At 61.0% G+C, this 1,347-nt stretch carries 1 protein-coding gene; it reads right to left on the bottom strand.

Annotation, left to right across the window (positions count from 1 at the left end; all coding sequences use genetic code 11):
* Positions 1-142: 142 nt before the first annotated feature.
* Positions 143-1,264 (bottom strand): IS5 family transposase, encoded by a 1,122-nt coding sequence (locus tag HWN72_RS30655; protein ID WP_211152319.1) that lies wholly within the window; start codon positions 1,262-1,264, stop codon positions 143-145.
* Positions 1,265-1,347: the final 83 nt, after the last annotated feature.

Below are 1,347 nucleotides of genomic sequence, written 5' to 3'. Positions count from 1 at the left end.
CAGGCTGCGGAAAAAGGCTTGGCAGAGCCCGCCATTGGCCCCGGTTTCGCCGTTTTCTAGCCCACGGCGTCAGTCATTCTGGGAGGTGACCTTCCCGAAGCCGGTCGTTTTTGACCGGCCTTGGGCGCTGTAAGGCGCATGCCTAGGTCGCGGCCAGCAGTTTCGGCAGCCTGACGAGGTTGTAGGCGGCAGCGGTGAGCGTGAAGGACCATCCGACGCGATGTTGCCCACGGTGTCGGGTTTTTCGCATGGTGCCGCAGGTTTTTGCCCATCCGAACACTTCCTCGATCCGCTTGCGGATTTTTTGGGAGAGGCCGTAGCCGGGATGGCGTGTCGTACGCCCGTCGATTGCCGAGCGCCGGTTGCTGTTGTTCTGAGCCACATGCGGGGTGACGTCCATCTCGCGCAATGCCTCGACGAAGGCGGCGGTGTCGTAGTTCTTGTCCGCGCCCAGCGTGATCCGATGGCGCCCTTCCATCCGGCCCAGCATGGTCAGTGCGGCATCGCGTTCGGCGGTGCCGGTCGCGTGGGTGAGGATCGCATCGACAACGAGGCCATTGCGGTTCTCCATGAGGACATGGGCCATATGGCACAGCTTGGCTGCTTGGCCCCGCGCTTTCTTGAATAGGCGGGCATCGGGGTCAGTAGTTGATGCATGGGTCGCATTGCTGCGCTTCTCGCCCCGGAAATCGCGTCCGGCATTGCTCGGCGCTATTTTCTGCTCGCCATGGCCGGAGACTGAACCAGCGTCATCGTCATCCCCGGGGCCGCCTTCATCCTTGGGCCTGAAGCTCTTCACGCTGGCCCACGCTTCGATCAACGTGCCGTCCACCGAGAAATGATCGTCGGACAGAAGAGCCTGCACGCGTGCCTGGTTGATGATGGCGGACAGGAACTTGGCGGCAACGTCCCTGGACAGCAGCCTCTCACGGTTCTTGGTGAAGACCGTGACATCCCAGATCGGCGCATCCATCGCCAGGCCGACGAACCAGCGGAAGAGCAGGTTGTAATCCATCTGCTCCATGAGCTGGCGCTCCGAGCGGATCGTATAGAAAGCCTGCAGGAGCAACGCGCGCAGTAGCTTCTCGGGCGGGATCGATGGCCGGCCAATGCGCGAATACATCACATCAAAATCCGCTGACATTACCTCGAGAGCTTCGTCGACGATCGCGCGGATCGCCCGAAGGGGATGGTTCGCCGGAACCCGGGCTTCGCAACTCACGTAGGAAAAAAGCCCTTCGCTCCGGTAATCGCCGCCCCGCATTTCAAATCCTTCAACCTCAGCTGAAGGCGTCTGAATCACCTCAAGCGGCTCAAGGAAAGAACCTTTTTCCGCAACCTGTTAAA

The sequence above is a fragment of the Novosphingobium sp. HR1a genome, from assembly GCF_015594425.1.
Lineage (GTDB): Bacteria > Pseudomonadota > Alphaproteobacteria > Sphingomonadales > Sphingomonadaceae > Novosphingobium > Novosphingobium resinovorum_A.
This window is presented reverse-complemented; position numbering and strand designations above follow the sequence as displayed.

Bases quoted from the DNA above. Each gene is read 5' to 3' on its own strand.
- HWN72_RS30655 (WP_211152319.1), bottom strand. From the start codon at position 1,264: ATGCGGGGCGGCGATTACCGGAGCGAAGGGCTTTTTTCCTACGTGAGT.